Genomic DNA, 20,244 nt, shown 5'->3' with positions numbered 1-20,244 from the left:
TGTTTTAAATTTAATATGAATTACTTTTTTATAGAGGAGTCTACAGAATGAGATTTAAAGAAGTACTAATAGGCATTGGTAGATTTGTGATCGAAGAGGTTAAGTTTAGAATAGATGAATATAATGTTGCAGCTGAATCTGCAAAAGGTAAAAGTGATAATAGGCTTATATGAGAAGTTAAGAATAGTAATATAATTAATAAAACTGCAAGCCTTAATGAATTAGGTAAAAGAAAACAGGAGAGAAATGATGAGGCAATGGACTGGGTACGTGGTAGAAGTAATGAAAGAATTTTTGAAGCAGTTTCAAATACCACTGACCCATTTAAGCGAAAGGCATATCTAGATTACCTAACCAAACAAGGATATCTAATTAAAGATGAGTGTGGGAAATATAAGAAGGTTAAGAAGTAGTAACCTAGTAAAAGATGAATTAAATTTATAGCTTTATTAATGTAGTTCATTAAAGTATTTCTAATATTTCAAAGGTAAAAAATCAAAATTGCACTAATGTAAGGATACTAAAGAAAGCTGAATTTTACAGAGTTAAGGATAAGTATATGTATATTTATAAACTATAATTTTGCTAAAGTAGAAATTCTATAAGTAAGTCAATGAAATAGTCAAGGGGTACTGAGGCATTCTCCAAAGGGTCTGATCTATCAGGCACAACATGGCGAACAAGACAGTTTAAACAATTATCAAACAGAGGCCAACTACATCAAGATGCTAATTCCGCCAATGAAAAGGCTCAAAACACACATATGTGTATGTAACTAACTCGATGTAGATAATACCACTGTAGATATTGCCGATACAGTAGTTGAATTAATTAAAGGATTAACCAATCAGGGTATAATTTCATTTTTAGTATCTTGATAATTTTCCGCCAAACTGCGTGCAGATGCAGTGAACTAACCCCAACTTATGTTATAATATTAAGTAATTATGATGTCAGGGGGAGTAACATGAAATTACTTTGTAAATGTGGTAACGTAGAAGATATAAATAACGATAAGTCAATTGAAAGATATGAATTTAAAGCCTGTGATGATGATACTCTAATTTTAGTATGTAAGAACTGCAGTGAAGTAGTATTTATAAAATTAAAGAATAGTAAATGAAGCTCTGAGGTATAATCTCGGAGTTTTATATTTAGATAAACCCACAAATATTAAAGGACTATATGATGATATATCTATAAAGCTTTGAAAGGATAAATAATATGATGTTAGTCGAAGAAGAATATTTTAAAAAAGAAAGTGAAAGAATATTTTCAGAGTCTGAAAGATGTCATTTATTAAATCATAGAGCAAGTGAAGGTAGCTCAAGAGAAGATATATTGATAAAATCGTTATCAAACATCTTGCCAGAAAAGTATGGATTATGTAAAGGTGTAGTATTCAATAAAACTAAAAAAGTAAGCAAGTTGATATAGTTTTACAACAGGTTATCTTAATGCATGAAATAAATGTGTTGAGTATAACTTTTATTTTGCATATTTTAAGGAGTCCAGAAAAAAAATCATATATAACAGGCGATTTTTTAAACAAATTGATGCAGTTGAAGCTGAAAATTCAAAGACTTGAATAGAATTTATAAATTGACAATACAAGAATTTTTATTTATGTTATACATGCAAGAAATATTAGTTGAAAAAGAAAAAATATATGTGTTGTAGAATAAATTGATTATAAGTATAATAATGGTATTATTAGGTGATTGTTACTTTAAATAATATTTTTGGGGGAGAAGTATGAATATTAGAATGCTTGTTAAAGAATATGAAAAGAATGGGAAAATAAACTTAAACAATTATCTTAAATGTTATAAGAAGTTAGGAAATATAAATGATGTAATTGTATGTGCTACATTAGCTAGATTACCGAACGGGGTAAAGCATTCTCATCAAAGAAGATTAAACAATCAAATGATGAACTCAGTTAAAGATAAGATATTAGCAAGGGTTAATGAGATTAAATTATGTTCGAATTTTAATGAAATTATTAATATAGTAGAGGAATCATCAGAAAAAGGTTTTGGAGAATTAGCAGTTTATGATACATCTTTAAGAATAGGTTCATTTTTTAATATTTACCCAGATGAAGTATATTTACATGCTGGTACTTTAAAAGGAGCAAGGGCAATAGGAATAATGGGAAAAAGTAAAACTATAAGTATAAATAATATTCCAAAAGAATTATTTAGTTTAAAGGCATACGAAATTGAAGACCTTTTGTGTATATATAAGAATAAACTTAGAAATTTAAAAGATAAGATAGTTAAACCCAATAATATGCGTAGTATAAATAAAATAATAAGAGGTAGTAACTATATGGACAATATTTTTAAACATGGTAAAAAAATATAAGATTGGGAATAAAATTAGTATTATATTTTCTAATTCAAGTTAAACAATATGAAAATCGTGGTTTTTAATTTATGAGATATTACGTATATGCGTTAATTGATCCTATAAATGAAAATAAACCATTCTATTATCAACAATAGAGTGAAAAGTAATTTTAAAGAGGCATCAGTAGGTGATTTAGTTGATAAAGAAACTGACTATTATCTGGTCAAGGGGATAAAGAATCATATTTTATCTTATGGTAAATCCTTATGGGGATGGGGATTGTAATATAATATTTATATACTGGAGAGCAATAGATAAATCATTAATGATATATGGAATGTTTGTTCAAAGTAATTTAGTAGTTTTTACTGATGATATCTTAAAGCAAAAAGAGAAAGGGGGGAGATTTTGTGGTAGGTAGTCCATGTGCATTATGCAGGCAAGCGAAAAAATTGGAATTAAGTCATATAGTTCCTAAATTTGTTATCAGATATTTGAAAAAGACTTCTGTGGTAGCAATAAGGAATATGCAAAATCCTAATAAAGTTGTGCAGGATGGAGAAAAGCACTATTTACTTTGTGGAGATTGTGAGGATTTATTCAGCATTTATGAAACCAAATTTGCAAATACATTCTTTCATCCGTACATGAAAGATAATATTAAAGAATTTAATTATGATAGTAATATTTATTATTTTTTGACATCAGTAAGTTGGCGAAGTCTATATTTAGATATACTTGATTTTGTTGAGCATTCTCAGGAATTAGGGTTAGATACAGAGACCCTAGATTGTTTAATTGCAAGTGAAAAAGAAATGAGAAATTATCTATTAAAAAATCAGTCTACGGCCAATGGAATAGAACATCATATCTTCTTTTTTGAGGATATTAAAAATATAACTAATGAATTGGTAGAAACAAGGCCACATACAACTTTTCATAGAGGTATAGTAAGTTATACCTTTTTTAATAAAGAATTAAAGACCTATGCTACTATAACTAATATGATGGGTATAATTTTGTTCACACTTTATAACAAAGGCCAGAATGAAAAATGGATAAACACGGAAATAATTAATGGTACAGGAGTGATAAGCGCAGAAAATCAGATAATCGAAAGTGTTTGCATTAATGAATTAGTAGAAATATTGAATAATGCAAAGAAGGCTGTATTAGAAACAAGTGATAGTCAGAAAGAGATAATTAATAATAGAGTGAAGGATAAGCTAGAAGAGTTTAAAAATTCAAAGACCTTTGAAGATTTAAAGAAAGATTTTAATTTATAATTGGTTAAAGTTAAAATTAATGAATTGGAGTTGGTTATAATGGCAATGTTTTCACAAGAACGCGAATTAACTGAATTGGAAATTGTAGCAATGTGCGCTAAAATCGAGAGAGTTGAAGGGGCATCGAATGTTTCGTTTTTGAAAAACAACAATGCTTTTTATGTCTTTCAGGGCATAGTATCTAATAAACCTGTTATGTTTAATTTAGATAAGAAAACTGGATTTATCTTAACAGAAGAGGAGTAGAATCATAATAAAGAGGCCACGTCGATTAAATATATAGTTTATGCAGCACGCTGTTAGTCGACGTCTGCACTCTTTTAATGTAAGTGAGCTAAACGCTCTTGTGTGAGTAGGTTATATGATATTCCAAGCAGATAAGACTACACCCACAATAGGTATCGCGGAGCCTAAGGGTATACGGAGACGGATGCACAGAACTATTTGTTACCTATAAGGGAAGCACATTTTATGGAATATATGTAGCTGGAATTGATATTAACGGTATTAAACAAATATAAGAAGACTGAACAATCTTACGAAAGAGAAGAAATGCATGAGGATTTTAGTAAAATGTCGTTAGTTGAAGCTATTAATTGTTGTGAAGGATTGGTAAGTAAGCACTAGTTTACAAAAGGTGTAATAAGGTTGTTTTTATAAAATTAAAGAATAGTCAAAAACCTCTGAGAGTAATGTATCAGAGGCTTTTACTTTAATGATGAGTTTCATATACGCATTCAAAAACTAGTATTGTTATTTTGGATGGGCCGATTGTTTTAGATGTATTGGTGGCCAGCGTAGGCGGGAATTTAGGGAGATGGATTGAAAATTTTACACAGATAAGCCTTTTTATGCTCTTTTTAAATTATTTTTTATTAATATTCTCAATAGTGAGGCAGTCAAAATTCAAGGACTTAGTCATATTGAGCAGATAGATAATACATATACAATTTATTAAGGTTATTAAATATCTAAGTATACAGCATTTGTTTTTGTTACCTATAGCAACTGAAAAGTTAAAGTACCATACGGATATATGCAAATTGAAAATAAATTTACCATCGGGGAATAAATGGGTAAATATACTTTATGGGGGTTAGGGGGAGAAAAAAATATTGTGACTTAAAGTTGAAAGAACAATAAATAAATACATTAGCGAAGCGACAAAAAATAATATACAAAAAACAAAAAAGATGAGATTGAAGAAAGATAAAAAAGGGAAACTCTGCCCTTTTTTAGCCTTTAGATATTGCTCGTGTGGTTCAATGGGCAAATAAGGTAATATTGGACTAGTATTAAATTCTGGGGTTGATATTAGTAATTTTAAGTCACTATGAAAAGGCATCTGCTTGGTCAGTTGCTTTCTTTCTATCCCAACCTTCTGCTACCATAACGTTAGTGAAATATAATAATACTAGCATCTTCCTATTTAAATTGTTATTATTTAACTGAAGGGGCGATCAGTTATGCTAGTTGCTAAAATTTTATTTAATAATGAAATAGTTTATTCTTATATATGTAATAGAGATTATTTAAAGAAACTATCTAAAGACAAAGCATTGGTATGTCAAGAATGCAATAACCCTGTGATTTTTAAAAGTGGGAGAGTAAAAATAGCTCATTTTGCGCACTACAAATGTGAATGTCCAAATGTTTATTGGGAGAATGAATCTGCTGACCACATGAGATCTAAAGTTGAAATAAAGGAGAAGCTTGAATTGCTTTATCCCAATTCAAATGTTTATCTAGAGTATAAAGTTGAAGAGACGCAACAACGCTCTGATGTTATGATTATACATCCAGATGGAGAGAGGTGGGCTTTTGAAGTTCAACTTTCTAGGATAACTATAGCGGAATTATTTGAAAGAAGGAGTCTATACCTAAAGTCTGGAGTGCTAGATTTTTGGCTTATGGGTTATGAGTACAGTAGCTCAGTAAGTTTCTCAACTTCGGAAGGGAGCAGGGTATTCAAACTTACTATTGATGAAAGTATATTTATAGATGATATTAACCTTAATTCAATTTCAATAAGAACGAAAAATAAATCTTATAGTATATATGATGTAAATCTAATAAGAATTGCTGCAGAAGCTTATAAAAAAGATAAGGTAGTACTATATAATGCTTTAAGGACTAGATATTATAATTCAGAGGTTACTGTAGATAGCAAAATAGATAGTAATGAGACAGTTGATATTTTAATAATTAGTAAAAGTGGTACTAAGTTTGCAATAAATCTACTTTATCGATACTATCATGATATGCATCCAGAATATTCAATAGATGATTATATGTTAAATATAAAGTTACATTGCGAAAAGGCAGGGGTAAATTTATTTTGGGTAAATGGTATGTATAAGGTAGACAAGAATAGTTACTGTTGTTACAGAGGATATGAAGGTTATGGGTATGAAAGTTGTGGGTACTATTTAGAAGAAAAAGAAGGAGCATATTTTATTAAAAATGATTATTATAGAGAATATTATAGTGAATTTCCTATTGAAAATATAACTATAAGCAAGCTTGACGCCGATGTATCTTTTCTTCTTGAAGATACTGTGAAAGTAAATGAATTTAGTGATTATAAACGAGATAGGTATATTGAATATAAAGAAAGATGTCCAAATTGTAATTCATCTTTACGCATTAAGAGGCAATTCTCATATCCAATATTGTATTGCTCTTGTGGGTATACAAAGCGTGTTGAAACTTTAAACTGTCCAAGCTGTAGATTTGAAATGAAGTTTAAATACTCAAAGGCTAACTTTAGACATTATTGGATATGTAAAAATTATCCGGATTGTAATACAATTACAGATGTAAGGATAGACAATAGAAAATAGGTAAGATAGAAGCTACTCTTATGGACTAAAGAAGCACTTTTGTTAAAGATAGAGGATGAATAGTAATAATTGGGGTAAATTTACATGATGTTAGGAGAGATTGGATTATGAGATACTATGTATATGCATTAATTGACCCTACAAACGATAATAAACCATTTTATATAGGCAAAGGCATAGCGGATAGAGTAAAAAGCCACTTTAAAGAAGCGATGTCAAGTGAGGGAGCAGATGGTTTGGATGTTGATATAAGTACTATTGCTGAAAATGAATTAGAAGAATATAATAATTCAAAGGCAGAAAGTCCAAAGATTAGAAGGTTAAAAGACTTATTTGAACAGGGGTATGGCTACAATGCTATTGCAAGAATTCTTGCTAAAAATTTAGATGAGCCAACAGCTTTAGCGTTAGAGGCATTTCTAATAAAGAGTGTATATGGATTAAAGCATCTAACAAACATAGTAGAAGGAGAGAATGCTGAAAGATTTAGACCTTATAGCAATTGGGATTGCATAGATGGTTTTGATTTAATAAAGAGTGCAAATTCACATGCAAGACAAAATAGAATTGAGAAATTACAAACTATGCTTGCAGAAAAATTAGATGAGCCATTATTAGAAATACAAAAGGCTTTTCCAAATCTTGTTTTTGACTCACCTAAAATAGCCGATTCAGGTGAATTAGATATTGAGGCGATTATTAGAGGAACAAGAATTAAAATATTTATTAGAAAAAAGAATATTCAGATTGAGTTGAGAGGTAGAAATAAAGAGCAATATAAATGGATGATAGGACATTTTAAAAAGTTAGAAGCTGAACACCTACTTAGAAGAGGAAATGTTCAAGTATTTCTTCCCAATGCATGGAAAGGTTCTAAAAATATGACTACGAGTATACAAGTGGCGATAAAAAGAGCTAAACTGTTACTAGAAATAGCTAATGCTGAAAATCGTAAAGAATTATCAGCGGAAGCATTATTGCTACTAAAATAAATATTAAGCCTATGATATAAAATTTAACTAGAAACACTAAGCAAATACAATTGTGAGATGAAAATTACAGTTAATATTTTGTATAGCATAATTTTTAGGCACCTAAACATTAAGTTGTAGCTTTTAATATAAATATAGTCAGTGGTATAGATTTTGAAGCCAGTAGACATTAAGTTAGTGATTTATTTAAGCCAGTAAGATTGAAGTAATAATACTAAAACATCAAATATCTATAAAAGTAAAAGCTTATTCTATATATTAATATAGATACTAAAAATAATGCAGTAGAATATTCAGTAGAGAATTTAGAATACTTGTATGCTAAATTTTTGTTCTACTGAAAGATTTTTAAAAAGTATTTATTTTAAAGTTACTAAAAGAGTTTGAAGATGAATATATATTGTAATGAGTCGTTTGCAGAGTATTATAAATAACAAAATAAACAATTTAAAGCAATATACATATTTATTGACTTTATTATTAGTTAGTTGTAGTATTAAAACATACTAAAGTGTATAAAAAACATTTGTTTAGGGAATGTTTTTTTTAAAAAAAATAAAATTGAGTGTTGTCGCCAAAAATTAAGTGTTAGTAAGTTTGATGTATTTATTGATTGCATGATTTAGAAGGCATTAATTCTTATTATACTGGAAATAATAAAAAATAACATGGAGGTGTTAGAATGGAGATTAGATATGAGGTTCAAGATATAGCCAATTATTTTTTGTCTAAAAGCGAGAAAATAACACCTAAAAAAATACAAAAGTTATTGTATTTTGCATATTCGTGGTATTTGGCAATGATGAATGATAGTGTAAATATGATAGAAACAAAACTTTTTGATGCATCATTTGAAGCATGGATACACGGACCTGTATGTCCTCAAATTTACAGTGATTATAAAAAATTTGGTGCTAATAATATAGGTAAATATAAAGGTAAATTGGTTGATTTTACAGAGGATGATTTAGATGTACTGGACCAAATATGGAATATATATGGTAAGTATAATGCTAATCAATTAGAGAGTATAACTCATCAACATGATCCATGGAAGAAAACTAGAAAAAAGGCAAAATGTTCTACTAATGATTGGTGTTGTGAAGAGATTAGTGATAAGTTAATATTTAATTATTATGTGGAAAAGCTCGAGGGATAATTAATGGCTAAAAGTAAATCTAAGATGAAAATAAATGAAAATTCTAAACCGACTAGTATTAATGAAGAAAAACGACCTAAAGAGATTAAGGGAAATATAGTGGTTGACTTTTCTAATCCTTTTTCATTATACTCATGTGCTGTTAAAGGGATTTTTACAAATTATTTAAAGAGTAGAGATAATGCCTTTGATAATCACCAAAGAATATTCACTGAAGCATTGAGTTATTTTTCTGAAAATAATTTTGATGATATGAGAAACAGCAAAGGGACTCATACACATGAGATAAAAGGTAACGATAAAATAGAACTCATTAAAAAGATATTAAAAGAATTAATAATTTGTCAAAATGGTAATTATAAGAATGCAGATACTATTATAAAAAACTTAGTTGCAGATGCAGACTTGTGGCAATTGGGGTATCCTAATGGTATGCGGTTTATTGGAGCACGTAAAGGGAATATTATAAATTTATTTTTTTTAGATTATCACCATTTAATTTATCCGAATAAAAACTATAATAATAAAGATTTTTATACTTATAAATATTGTCTAATGAGGAATTCGAAAAATGAGTTACTTGAATTAGAAACCGCATCAGAAATTGAAGCTTTAAAAATAAAAGAAGTGATAACAGATACAATAAGCACAAAGAATAACATTTAATTTATATTAGTACAAGCCTTTGATTAATTTCAGGGGTTTTTTTATATCTAAAATTAATTATTAGAGAATATTTATTTAAACGTTCAGTTAAATTACTACACATATGCACCATCATTGTAAAGAATATGCCTATAGGTTAAAATTGCAAATTATGGCTAAAGGAAATAGCCTAACTTTAATTATAATTTGGTCTAAAACTTAATTATAAAATACAATCTTTACGCTTTAGTACATTCGGTTATGTACAATGGATTACTTAGTTTGTATTTTATTTAGTATTAGGGTAAGGAGAATTGTAAAGAAGTTGTATTCATAAAATTAAATGCTACTTAATATATTCTGAGAGTAAATTCTTGGAATTATTACTTTTTTGCGCTAGTTTGAAGGGGAAGTGGTAATGTATATCCTTTAGGAAGGAGTATTTTTAAGAGGTGGTTCATTTTAATTTAATTTAACTATCCATATAATACATTAGCAATTTTGGACAATGTTATAGTCTTTTGAATACGTTATTGATATTTAGGCAAAATCAATAGAGTATGCTTTAAAAAATTGCTTAAACATACTTGATTAAAAGAAAGGAGATACTAATGCTAACAGTTGAAGAATATATTTTACAGATGAAAAAAAAGGATAAATTAGATGAGTTCAATTTCAGAAACCATGCTGAAAATATGTCAAAAGTTATTAGTTATGTTATGGAGTATTTTAATAATTATCTTAATCTAGAAGCTTATGATTATGAAAATATAAAAACTGAGCAAACATTATTAAAAATTAGACATGAGGTGGAAGCTGATTTACCTAAAAGTAAGGAGTTTATAATACAGTATTATCTAAAAGCTAAAACACGTATAGATAGATTATTAAAAAACACACTTAAAGATATTAAATATATAGAGCTATTTTATTTGTATAACGACTATGAGAAAGTGGTAACCGAGTTTTGTAATAGCTCAAAGATGCGAAATACTGGAATAGAACAATACAAAGATGACCTTATAATTTTAGCTGAAGAAATAAAGAAAAAACAAACTGAAAAACCTTCAATTTCTAATTTTAAGTTTTTGGATAATGGCTTAGTTAGCTGGATACAGGAAACCTATCGAAAATATGGAGTTAATTTATATGAATTTGCAGAAAATATTACTTGGAATTATTATGAAAAGTATGTTGAACGCATTTATAATAGAATTACAGAGGTTTCTAGCTATATAAACCATTATAACCACAGATATAATGAGAATGCATTTGGAATTGAGGATATATATAAAGATAATTTGCATCGAATATTTATCGAAGGCCGAAAAGGAGAACTAGAAATGTTACTAATGCACGACTGGTTATTAAATACCATTCATGATTCTGAATATTGGCCTGAGTATGTAAATCTTTGTGTTGCAACAGGTAGGGTAAGTATGGTGCAAAATATGAATATACTACTACCAGTTATAAATAAAGGAGTCGTATATCCGACTGATATCAAAAGTAAATTAGTCTATGTAATATCAACGGATGGTTTGTTAAAGTCTGACCTAAGTAGTTCCTACATTATACGACTTGCCTATAACAATGATAGTGATAGTATTTGGAAAGACGCTCAGATGATGAGCTTAGTAACAGATAATCTTAGTGCTACATTTAAGAAGTATGGAAATCCTTATGTTCTAGAGTTAATGGCACCATTTCGATCTCAAACGTATAATGAAGAGGAGTTTTTTATACAATATCAGAGATTAGAAAAGAATATGAAGAAATATACAGGTATGAAAATTGCCATTGTGAATGGACCTTCTGCAGGTAGGAACAAGCCACATTATCTAATGGAGTCAATCGATGATATCATTAGAATTAGGCATATTATTAGAGAAATGAAATTTAAATTAAAACTTATAATTGATATATCTAAATTAGCAAATAAGAGTAATTTCTCTAGGAATAATTTTGAAGATATATTTAGTAAGTTAAAAGAGATAAGAAATTTAATTATAGGTATACATATCACTGGTACCCTTACTGGTCCACGTATATATGAAAGAATGTATAAAGATGATAAAGAGTATCTAAATAAGTTTGACTATCCCCAAAATTCAGATTTGGTTGATTGCTTGTCTACATGTTTGAATGATAATCAACGGCGCTACTTTGTACCAGATGACGTCAAAAATAGTGATGCACTTGAGGAGTTGATAGATAATCTCCTTAGAGGTGGATTTTCATTCGATTATCAGGAGGGCTAGCTATGGAATTTGATGACATGAGCATCCGTGAACAAAGGGAGCAACTATATAATGAGGTTTGGAAAGAACCTATAGTAACAGTAGCGAAACGTTATGGAATCTCCGATACTGGATTTCGTAAAAGGTGCAAAAGGTTTTGTATACCACTACCACCGACAGGTTATTGGGCCAAACTTAATGCTGGTAAATCAGTAGTCAAAAAACCTAAGTTACCACCATTAAAAAGTAATGCGTATCTGAATCAAGGGTATGGGATAGAAACTACAGAAGATAGTAAGATTTTAAAATATATTGATACTGAAGTTTTGTCAGTTGAAGAACTCAAAGGAATAGATAGCATGGATTTGCTTACACCAGAATCAAAGAAAAGATTTCTAAACTGGTGTAGTAAAATTAGAGTTCCCAAAAGAATAGAAAAATATGATGAACTCATTACGACTCATCAAAGTGAAATTGCATATCGAAAAGCTCGTGATGCGGAACATAAATTTAAAGATATTACTTTTAGTATGTTCAGTAATTCAAAAATAAAATATCAAAATAATAAAGCTGTTATTCCAATTAATGTATCCGAGAAAGAAACTGGTAGGGCATATCGAATTATGGATACTTTTATTAAGTCTATAAGGGAATTAGAAGGAAGAATTTTAGTTGAGTTAAAAGAAGAAGAAGACATTGCATTTATTGACTTGAATGTATACACAGTTTCATTCATAATATCAGAGGGTAAAATAAAATGGCGATCATTCTTATCAGATTCTCAGCAAGAAAATATAACAAAGAGTCTTAGACCCTCATATGAAAAAGTCTTTAATGGAGAACTTACAATAGAGTTTAAAGAAGTACTTAATTTTTCCGAAAGAAATAAGGTTCCGGAGGTTTTATTAAAGTTTGAAGACACAAGTAATACTAAGTTAGAGGAGCAATTAGGGGAAATACTGATTGCATTATGTAGATTAGCCAATAAGGTAAAGATATATAATATTATAAAAGACCATGAGAATGAATTAAAACACAAAGAGCAAAGACAACTATATGAAATAGAAGAAGAAAACAAGAGACAACTTATGATTATTGAAGAGGAAAGGCGTAAAAAAGAGAATTTAGTTGAGGGTATGGAGAACCAGATGGAGAATTGGTATAAATCTCAAAGACTACATAAGTATGCCGATGAGTTAGAAGTGCTTGTAGCAACTACTGCTGATGCTAATACCAAGGAATTTCTCATAGCCTATATTAAACTAGTGCGTAAAAAGGCAGAAAGTTGTAATCCAATTGTAGATATACTTAATGAAGTTATAGCAATTGGTATCAAAAGATTAGTAGAGTGATTGATTATAAATTCCCTCAATACATTATTTAAATTACACATAACAAATAAGTTTATATAGGATGTTATTACTTATTGGGGTAATAACATCCTTATTTGGTTGTGAAATAATCAAGAATTACGATCTTTCAGTTAGTTGTTCCGACGTGTTATTTATTTGATTTAAAGATGCAACAAAGGAAATATTTTAATAACACTTTAACAGGTATTATTTTTTATCTTCAATCGGTATAATATTATTGTAAAAAAATGGGGTAAATCTTTGAAAGATTTCAAACAGTTGCTGACATTATAACATTACAGAGTTAACATAGGACAGAGTTAAAGCTTATTTAAGTTTTTTTAATATCACTTTAGTAATTTTGTATTCAAAGGAGGTCAACCGCACATGTGTAAAATTATTTCAGTATCAAACTCAAAAGGAGGTGTAACAAAAACTACTTCAACTTTCAATATAGCGGCTGTACTTGCATCAAAAGGTTTAAAGGTTCTTATGGTAGACTTTGATCCACAAGCATCATTAACTATATCGGTAGGTATGGAGCCTTTGGAAATGAAGTTTAATGTAACGGATATTTAAAAAAAAAATGCTGAAAAAACAAAGAATTGTATATTTAAATTAAGCAGTATTTCAAACTTATCAATAATATCATCTAAAATAGATTTATCTATTTTAGAAATGGAACTACAATCAAGGATAGCAAGAGAAAAGGTGTTATTAAGGGCCTTAAATCAAATAAGACAGAATTATGATTTTATACTGATAGATTGTCCTCCTCAGTTAAGTATTTTAACAATCAACGCAATAGTAGCTTCGGATTTTGTACTGATTCCTTGTAAGACAGATTACTTATCCTATCGTGGACTTGAGAATCTCACTACAACAATCAAGGATTTAAAAGAACTTGTCAACAATAAGGTTGAAATCATAGGAGTTATAGCGACATTGTATGAGCAATCTGTAAAAGATAGTAATGAAATTCTGTCATTATTAAAACAGAAATACAATGTACTTGGAGTAATAAAGAAAACTATTGAGGCAGTCAAAGGTATCTATGATGGATTACCTGTAGTTTTAAGAAAACCAAATTCAGATATCTCAAAAGAATATGTAAAAATAGTAGATAAGATTTTGGCTGTTATTAAGGAAGTGATGTAATGAGTTTACAGGACAGGGAAAAAACTAGAGGAACTAGTGTGGTCAGTTCAATTATAAGTAACAGTTCAGAGAAAAAGAAAGAAAATAAAGGTAATTTAAAAGCTAGGTCTTATTATTTAACTGAAGAACTTTATAAGGCAATAGGTCTAAAGTCAGCATTAACAGGCGCAGATAAAAGTACAGTGGTTAGGTTAGCTTTGACTGAGTATTTAAAGGATATTTTGGAGCAGTACAAGTAATCTAATACTTAACCATCTTATCAAGCTTGAAAAGTAGATTAAATAAAACTCTAGCAATATTATTAGCGGTAACACTTTTAAGTCACTTGAATAACCTTACACATATTAAATTCGTGTGGTTTAGATTGTATAATTATCTATTGCCATTTTAACTGTTTTATTCTATGGGTGGAATGATATATATAAATATTATTAAAATAAAAAGTAGAGGGGTTATAATATGTTTAAAAAAACAAGTTACTTTTTAATAGTAGCTTTAGCATGTGCAACATTTTCAGGTTGTGGTGTTAAAAAAGTAGAAGTAAAGACACCTATTAAGGCACCCGTTGCTGAAGCCACTAAACCAGTTAGTACAATTGAAGGTATTGACTTAGGTGGACTTACAAGGTTAACGGATGAAAATTTCACAATAGCTCAGGAGTTTAAAAATGGATATGCATTTGCAATGCAAGACAACAAAGGAGGTTATGTAGACAAGGAAGGAAAGTTTAAAGTATTGTACACTTTAGACAAGACAGACGAAACCTATACCAAGCTTAAAGGTTTAACCAATGATCTACCTGGTAATATGTTATATTCTTCTAAGGATGGGTTAGTACCAGCGTATGATACAACAGTAAAGAAATGGGGTTATGCGGATGTAAAAACGGGCACTGTTGTAATTAAAGCAAAATATGATTCACCAACACCTTTCAATCAAGGGTTGGCAGTTTGTAAGTATGATAAAGATGCTACAACGTATATGTATAAGTATGAAGTAATTAATCCTAAAGGCGAAGTAGTATTTGAACCCAAAGCAGCCTACAATGGAGTATTCAATAATCAAGGACTACTTTTAACTGGGGACGTTGCAACTACTACACCTGGCAAAACACAGCTTGTAGACAAAACTGGCAAAGTAGTGGTAGGTAACGTAGCAGAGATAAATGGTGGCGATGGGAGAATATATGACTATGCAATAAACATAGATATGTCTTATACAGACTCATTAGATGGTTCACTCACATTAGGTGAGTTTGCAGAGCCTAATAGAAAAACTTATTTTATAGCTGATAACTCAGGTAAGATTATATATAAAAGTAAAGATAAACTTTATGGATATAGTGAAGGGATGACTGCATTTTCTACAAATTCAAAGTTTGGATTTATAGATATAAAGGGTAAAAAAATTATACCTGCACTTTACACAGCATTATCTTCTTTCACACCAGATGGATTAGCATGGGTGACTAAAGACGATAAGGTATACAGTGCAATTGATAAAACTGGTAAAACAGTAATAGCTACACAGTATAATGAAATCGACAACTTCAGAAATGGATATGCTGCAGTAAAGAAGGGCGAAAACTGGGGCATAATCGATAAAGCGGGTAAAGTAGTTTTAGATTTTAAGTATGAATTTTTAAATAGTCCATTTAAAATAGGTGACAGTGAATTGGTTATATTCAAGGAAGGTGCAATCTATGGTTATATGGATTTAAAAGGAAATGTAGTAACTAAACCAATCTTCACAGATGTATACACCGCTGAAGATGGAGTAATATTAGGTGGAACAGTAAAAACTGATGGACCAACTCTAGACTCACATGCATTGGCGAATAATTTCTCATATTATATATTAGCCAAGTAGAATCTATTTAGTAAGGGCACATCGAGAGGTGTGCTTTTGCTGTTGGGTAATTAATTTTGGCATCATTTATATAATTATTAATTGTTAAGAGGTGATTCTTATCATTACTCGTTGATCTATTACTTGAAAGGTTGTCAATGAGGTTGATTCGCTTGTCAAAGCCAATCAATTCATGATGTGGTATTTCAATAGTTGGGTTCTAGTAATTTCAAGTAACATATAAAACAATTAAAATTCAAATTTTACGTTTTAGGGAGAATGGATATAAATTTTAGAAAGATGGGCTGTTTTTAACAATTATTTAAACTTTAATGAATGGGTTTCTACTAGAAGGAATTAAAATTAGTCTTAATAGTAGTAAGCAATTAGCTTAACTAACCTTGGTTAATGAAGAGTGGTATAGAATAATCTTAAATTATTTCACAATCAATTTGAAGTGGAAAATTAATTAAGGAGTAGTAATTTAATAAAGGAAAATAATTCATTAGTAATAGAAGAAGTAATAAAAATTAAAAAGACAATTAACACAGAGATGATATTAATATTTCACTTACATTAAGTTAATTTGCATAAAGACAATTCAAGTAATAAGAAATTCTACCCTCTTAATTTATACCGGATGCTTGTTTGTGAAATCAGTAATAAGAGAGGATTCCAAAAATAGAATTGGAATGGCATTAGTACTTACAGGTTACTGTAACATCATTCTAATTAAAAAATCAAGTAATATTATATTTCTACAGTACCATTATATTTTCCATATTGTCATTTGGATTATTGAAGCTAGACAATATATATTGTTTAAAATTGAGATCACAGGGTACTAAGGAGAAGTTGATTTTTAAATAAAAGAGTATTTAAATTTCGAGAATCTTGAATTTAATGGTGACGTTGTTCTTGATTACGCAGTATTAAACTGATTTGATTTATTAAAATAGAAGGTTGCGTAGAAGTTATAGATTTACAGTAATGGTCGTAATTAAGTATTAGTCTAATATTAAATATAATGAGGAGATGTTAAATTGAGTACTCGTGCAATAGTAATTGATGAAAGAGTAGAGGGCAAGGGGTTTTATGTGCATCATGATGGGTATCCTGCAGGCTTAGGTTCAGAACTAAAAACTGTGTTTAAAGTTGGTATGCAAATAGAAGAAGTGTTTAAGCAATGGGTACAGTTTAAGAAGCAGCAGCATGTTAATTTCTTGATTAAGAAGGAGGGGAAAACAGATACTGATTTAGTGAATGAATTAAATAAATATATAATTAATGTTAATGGGTCATTTTTCTTGCCTCCAGAGCATGTTAGTAGTGTTGCTAAGGCTTGGGTTTTAGATGAGGCAAGAAAAGCCATTGAGACTAATCTGGAGTATATTTACATTATAAAAAATGATGGAGTTTATGTTATAGGTGATTCTGTACCTGAGCTTCGAAAGGTTAAGAATAACGAGATAGATCCCGTTACAAATAGTTGGAAATAATTTATCAAGGGAGTAGCAATTAACTACTTCCTATTTTTATGTATTGGAATAAAACATCATTTAAGTACAGTAATAAGTTTATAAATAGTAAGGTTAATTTATACTAATTGATTGTTTATATGTAAGTCATAACAAACAATACAGATTTTCATGTAAGTAATCAACAAACCCTAAATAAACATGCACTTCTTCAAAATCAGGTAGTCAATATACAATCTTATAGTTCGATACAAGTCTTACAATTTGTATATATATCATCAACAGATCTAATGTAGTTTAGCGAGGGGTACTTTTAAAAAATCTAATGTATAAGCCATGACATTTTCCATGGCTTTTTTTTCGTATGTTGTAAAACAGGAAAGCCAATAATATTAGATTTAAGCAAGAGAAATATAATTAAAGCTGATACTAAGCCAAAAATCGTATAAAAAGTAGAACATTTCTGAGATTATAAATTTTGCGTGGATATGAGTTTATATTCAATATAAGGAGGCGAGGGGAATGAATAAATTTTATTCTATAACAGAATTCGCGGAACGAATAGATGTAACACCACAAGTATTACGTTATTGGGACAAGTTAGGTAAGTTTAAGCCACATCACAAAACATTGGGAGGTCATAGGTGTTATACCTATGAGCAGGTAGCTGATTATTTCAAGCTAACCGAAGAAACTAAAGAGGATTAATAGAGCATTTAATAGGTTGATTTGAGAGAATAGAAGTGGCGTATAAGAGAGTATCCATGCCTGTTCTAATCAATTGTGATGTGATAACAGGAATATAAATATAAAAGGATATTGAATAAAAGCTAAAGGTTAAAACTAAGTACTGAAATTCTTCAGTAACTAAATTAGAAGGAAGGTTGATTAGTATGTCAAAGGATGGCTTAACAATAGAAGAACAAAATAATAAGGGCATTCTAGCAAGAGTGGTAGCAGATTCATTAACTGGGGTTATTGGTTTTGCAGGGGCTAAAGGGGTAGAAAAGTTAGTAAATAGTGAGATTTACATGATTAAAGTAATTACTAATATGGAACAAGAGTCGTGTACTGTGTATCGTAGTTTAGTTGGAGATAATACACTTTTAATAGATACGGCTAAAGGGAAAGTTTACTTTGTGAATAACTCACTTTGTGATATTGAATATGACAAAGGCTGTATTAATGTTAAGTCTAAAAAGAGTGCTAATGGATGGAGATGTATCTACAATGCTAGTTCAACCCGTGGTGTAGATACTATGGATTTTAGCAACCAGCAAATTTCAACTAAAATTAATAAAAAAGGAACAGGTGACTATGAAACCATGGTCATAGATGATGAAAAGTATGGTACTGTGCGTATTAAACTCCATTCAATGATCATTTCCACTAAAATAGGTTTTGATGTAATAAATGCTATGCAGGAGAACTCTGCTATGGACATTCATCATATTGATTTTAATCAGTATAATAATGCAAGAGACAATCTTATTTACACCACATGGGAAAATCATCAGGCACTTCATGGTAATACAACAAAAAAACAAAAGGAAGCAGAAATAGGAAAAATAATACTCTGGAAAGATTGTAATTTATGCTTGGATACTAAGAGATAGGTATTACAAAAGGTTGTGTGCAGTTTTGTTATTCAAATAGTATCAAAGAAAGTAAGCTTCCAATGGTTTACAAATAAGTTGAAAAGGTATTAACAATATGAAGTTAGTATCTTTTTTTCTAATTTTATTAGCAAATTATAAACACTAGTATCCAATAAAAAGGGAGTGGATTTTATGATAAATTATAAGTATGAGTCTATAAAAAGGGTCGCAAAATTGAGATTAGCACATGAACTAAGGGTTAGAGGTTGGCTAATGTATGAGTATCCAAAGAATTATAGTTGTTTACTTGGAACTAATATTGAGTCATGGCTAGGTTTATGCACAAAAAATGGGTATACATTATGTGTTAGTCTAACTGAAGATGAGCAAAAAGAATTTAGTGGTACTAAGGTCTATAAGGACACTTATAGAAAAGTACCAATAAAAAGTAGTAGTAAGATGGAGTCCTTAAAAAACATGACTCAAGAAAGAGGGTGTACTTCACATGAGGAGGCTACTGCAAGAGAGAAACTTGACACATTATACAGGAATATTCCAGAGGGGAGTGACTATAAGATAGAACTTATAAAAATCATAGATTATAGTTACCCAATATTTCAAATACACCCAGAAAGCTATATAACTTGGCATATAGAGAAAGATGACATTATCTTTGCTACGGGTGATAATATAATTAAATTTGAGGCTGTACCTGACCCTAAGATATTTGACATTATTACAATGAAATTCAAAGAAAGTTGGGGTCACCACAGGTTAATAAAAACAAAGAGTGGATGGAGTTCTACGATAGGAGATTTATGTGATGTAGAGCTTGAAGGAATAAAAGCTTTAAAAGATTTTATAATACACTTGGATGTTATAGTTAACAGTGGCGCTAATGAAGTAGATTCAAATATAAAGGTGTTATAGTATACTAGAAATTTGCTAAGCTGAGTGGTTTGAATCCCAAAAGGTATATAATTACAAAATGCAGATAAAGAGGTAATAATAAAAAACTTATAAACATACGTATGGTTTTAAATAAATTTAACAAGAGAGTTTTGATCTGCATTCGAAGGAAATTGCGGCTAATTTCATTAAAAATACTACAGGAACTGCCCTTAGAAAGTATTTACAGATATTTTTTTAATTAGTTTCTATTATAAGATGGAATTACAGAACAACCCACAACCTCTTATTTTGTATAGGTTTGCGTATTAGAAAGCAACTAAATATTAGTTGTTTTTCTTTTGTTTAAGCAAAAGAAAAAGTGCAAATGATGTTCTGTAG

Annotated in this window: 21 protein-coding genes and 1 pseudogene; all 22 read left to right on the top strand. The window is 29.6% G+C overall.

Annotated elements, in window-relative coordinates; genetic code table 11:
• The first annotated feature begins 47 nt into the window (after positions 1–47).
• The 22 genes and pseudogenes from G9F72_RS27185 to G9F72_RS19290 all read left to right on the top strand — a co-directional run bounded on the left by G9F72_RS27185 (position 48) and on the right by G9F72_RS19290 (position 19,884).
• Positions 48–173 carry a hypothetical protein gene (locus G9F72_RS27185; RefSeq protein WP_263486989.1) on the top strand — a complete coding sequence of 42 codons (126 nt, stop codon included), beginning with the start codon at positions 48–50 and terminating at the stop codon, positions 171–173.
• An 84-nt stretch (positions 174–257) separates the two neighbouring features.
• Positions 258–413, top strand: coding sequence for a hypothetical protein (locus G9F72_RS19385; RefSeq protein WP_164958366.1), 156 nt, complete (start codon positions 258–260; stop codon positions 411–413).
• Positions 414–967: 554 nt separating this feature from the next.
• A complete protein-coding gene (locus G9F72_RS19380; protein ID WP_164958365.1) occupies positions 968–1,123 on the top strand; it encodes a hypothetical protein in 156 nt (51 codons plus the stop codon).
• A gap of 101 nt (positions 1,124–1,224) precedes the next feature.
• Entirely contained in the window at positions 1,225–1,437 is a 213-nt protein-coding gene (locus G9F72_RS19375) for a DUF6602 domain-containing protein (RefSeq protein WP_164958364.1), read from the top strand.
• Positions 1,438–1,755: 318 nt separating this feature from the next.
• Positions 1,756–2,370 (top strand): hypothetical protein, encoded by a 615-nt coding sequence (locus tag G9F72_RS19370; protein ID WP_164958363.1) that lies wholly within the window; start codon positions 1,756–1,758, stop codon positions 2,368–2,370.
• 141 nt (positions 2,371–2,511) lie between these two features.
• A complete protein-coding gene (locus G9F72_RS27180; RefSeq protein WP_263486988.1) occupies positions 2,512–2,640 on the top strand; it encodes a hypothetical protein in 129 nt (42 codons plus the stop codon).
• Positions 2,609–2,776: a hypothetical protein gene (locus tag G9F72_RS19365; RefSeq protein ID WP_224676179.1), complete on the top strand. Its 168-nt coding sequence runs from the start codon at positions 2,609–2,611 to the stop codon at positions 2,774–2,776. The genes G9F72_RS27180 and G9F72_RS19365 overlap by 32 nt, the downstream gene beginning before the upstream one ends.
• Positions 2,766–3,641 carry a hypothetical protein gene (locus tag G9F72_RS19360; RefSeq protein ID WP_164958362.1) on the top strand — a complete coding sequence of 292 codons (876 nt, stop codon included), beginning with the start codon at positions 2,766–2,768 and terminating at the stop codon, positions 3,639–3,641. Before G9F72_RS19365 ends, G9F72_RS19360 begins: the two co-directional genes overlap by 11 nt.
• Before the next feature lie 39 nt (positions 3,642–3,680).
• Complete coding sequence (locus tag G9F72_RS19355) at positions 3,681–3,887, top strand: hypothetical protein (protein ID WP_164958361.1); 207 nt, start codon at positions 3,681–3,683, stop codon at positions 3,885–3,887.
• Positions 3,888–5,107: 1,220 nt separating this feature from the next.
• Positions 5,108–6,484, top strand: coding sequence for a competence protein CoiA (locus G9F72_RS19350; RefSeq protein ID WP_164958360.1), 1,377 nt, complete (start codon positions 5,108–5,110; stop codon positions 6,482–6,484).
• Positions 6,485–6,591: 107 nt separating this feature from the next.
• Positions 6,592–7,476, top strand: a complete 885-nt coding sequence (locus G9F72_RS19345) for a GIY-YIG nuclease family protein (RefSeq protein WP_164958359.1) — start codon at positions 6,592–6,594, stop codon at positions 7,474–7,476.
• Between the two features lie 682 nt (positions 7,477–8,158).
• A complete protein-coding gene (locus tag G9F72_RS19340; RefSeq protein WP_164958358.1) occupies positions 8,159–8,635 on the top strand; it encodes a Panacea domain-containing protein in 477 nt (158 codons plus the stop codon).
• A gap of 3 nt (positions 8,636–8,638) precedes the next feature.
• Positions 8,639–9,301: a hypothetical protein gene (locus tag G9F72_RS19335; protein ID WP_164958357.1), complete on the top strand. Its 663-nt coding sequence runs from the start codon at positions 8,639–8,641 to the stop codon at positions 9,299–9,301.
• A 590-nt stretch (positions 9,302–9,891) separates the two neighbouring features.
• Positions 9,892–11,541: a hypothetical protein gene (locus G9F72_RS19330; protein WP_164958356.1), complete on the top strand. Its 1,650-nt coding sequence runs from the start codon at positions 9,892–9,894 to the stop codon at positions 11,539–11,541.
• Positions 11,542–11,543: 2 nt separating this feature from the next.
• Positions 11,544–12,872, top strand: a complete 1,329-nt coding sequence (locus tag G9F72_RS19325) for a hypothetical protein (protein WP_164958355.1) — start codon at positions 11,544–11,546, stop codon at positions 12,870–12,872.
• Between the two features lie 387 nt (positions 12,873–13,259).
• Positions 13,260–14,030, top strand: a pseudogene (locus G9F72_RS19320) (ParA family protein).
• The gene (locus tag G9F72_RS19315; protein WP_164958354.1) at positions 14,030–14,269 is read left to right on the top strand and encodes a hypothetical protein; all 240 of its coding nucleotides are present in this window, start codon (positions 14,030–14,032) and stop codon (positions 14,267–14,269) included. The pseudogene G9F72_RS19320 and the gene G9F72_RS19315 overlap by 1 nt, the downstream one beginning before the upstream one ends.
• A 220-nt stretch (positions 14,270–14,489) precedes the next feature.
• A complete protein-coding gene (locus tag G9F72_RS19310; protein ID WP_164958353.1) occupies positions 14,490–15,899 on the top strand; it encodes a WG repeat-containing protein in 1,410 nt (469 codons plus the stop codon).
• Between the two features lie 1,022 nt (positions 15,900–16,921).
• Positions 16,922–17,377, top strand: a complete 456-nt coding sequence (locus tag G9F72_RS19305) for a hypothetical protein (protein ID WP_164958352.1) — start codon at positions 16,922–16,924, stop codon at positions 17,375–17,377.
• A gap of 501 nt (positions 17,378–17,878) precedes the next feature.
• Positions 17,879–18,064 carry a MerR family DNA-binding transcriptional regulator gene (locus G9F72_RS19300; RefSeq protein WP_164958351.1) on the top strand — a complete coding sequence of 62 codons (186 nt, stop codon included), beginning with the start codon at positions 17,879–17,881 and terminating at the stop codon, positions 18,062–18,064.
• A gap of 185 nt (positions 18,065–18,249) precedes the next feature.
• Positions 18,250–18,972, top strand: a complete 723-nt coding sequence (locus G9F72_RS19295; RefSeq protein ID WP_164958350.1) for a hypothetical protein — start codon at positions 18,250–18,252, stop codon at positions 18,970–18,972.
• A gap of 174 nt (positions 18,973–19,146) precedes the next feature.
• On the top strand, positions 19,147–19,884 hold the full coding sequence (locus G9F72_RS19290; RefSeq protein ID WP_164958349.1) for a hypothetical protein: 738 nt from the start codon (positions 19,147–19,149) through the stop codon (positions 19,882–19,884).
• The last annotated feature ends 360 nt before the right edge of the window (positions 19,885–20,244 follow it).

This window comes from Clostridium estertheticum, assembly GCF_011065935.2.
In the GTDB taxonomy this organism is placed as follows: Bacteria; Bacillota; Clostridia; order Clostridiales; family Clostridiaceae; genus Clostridium_AD; species Clostridium_AD estertheticum_A.
Note: the sequence above shows the minus strand (reverse complement) of the source record. Positions and strands in the feature narration are given on the sequence as shown.